This is a genomic window from Janibacter sp. CFPM2_SD2, from assembly GCF_057364645.1.
Map to the genome: position 1 here is coordinate 1 of NZ_JBNFOF010000380.1, position 850 is coordinate 850.

Annotated in this window: 1 protein-coding gene; it reads left to right on the top strand. The window is 73.3% G+C overall.

The window, feature by feature from the left end:
- A partial coding sequence (locus tag AC2W7J_RS18505; RefSeq protein ID WP_485984257.1) for an isochorismate synthase occupies nt 1–802 on the top strand: 802 nt, incomplete at its 5' end.
- Between the last annotated feature and the right edge of the window lie 48 nt (nt 803–850).

An 850-nucleotide genomic window follows, 5' to 3' on the forward strand; every position in this document is an offset into this window, starting at 1 on the left:
GACCTCGACCTCAACCGCCGACCGCTGGGCCTGTGCGGTCGACGAGGCGGTCGCCCGGATCAGCGCCGGCGAGCTCGACAAGGTCGTGCTCGCCCGCTCCGTGCGGGCCACCGCGCAGCAGCGCATCGACCCCCGCTGGGTCCTCGCCCGTCTCGCAGAGGACTACGACACGACGTGGGTCTTCGCCGTCGACGGTCTCGTCGGCGCCACCCCCGAGATGCTCGTGCGCCTCGAGCGGGGCCTGGTCACCTCGCGGGTCCTCGCCGGCACGATCCGCCGCACCGGCGACGACAGCCACGACCTCGCCCTCGCCGGCTCCCTCGCCCGCAGCAGCAAGGACCTCGAGGAGCACGAGTACGCCGTGCGCTCGGTCGCCGACGCCCTGACGGCACACACCTCCTCGATCAACGTGCCGGACTCCCCCTTCGTCCTGCACCTCAACAACGTCATGCACCTGGCGACCGACGTCGCGGGAGTCGTCGACGACGACTCGACCTCGCTCGCGCTCGCCGCCTCGCTGCACCCGAGCGCCGCGGTGTGCGGCACGCCGACCCTCGTCGCCGACGGGGTCATCGCCGAGCTCGAGCAGATGGATCGCGGTCGCTATGCCGGACCCGTCGGCTGGATGGACGCCTCCGGTGACGGCGAGTGGGGCATCGCGCTGCGCTGCGGCGCCTACGAGAGCGCGTCCTCGCTGCGCCTCTACGCCGGGTGTGGCATCGTCGCCGGCTCGGTCGCGGCCGACGAGGTCGCCGAGTCGGCGGCCAAGCTGCTGCCGATGCGCACCGCCCTCGGCGGCTGACCGACGGTCAGCCGCCCAGCGTCGCCACGACGGTCTTGCGAGCGAGTC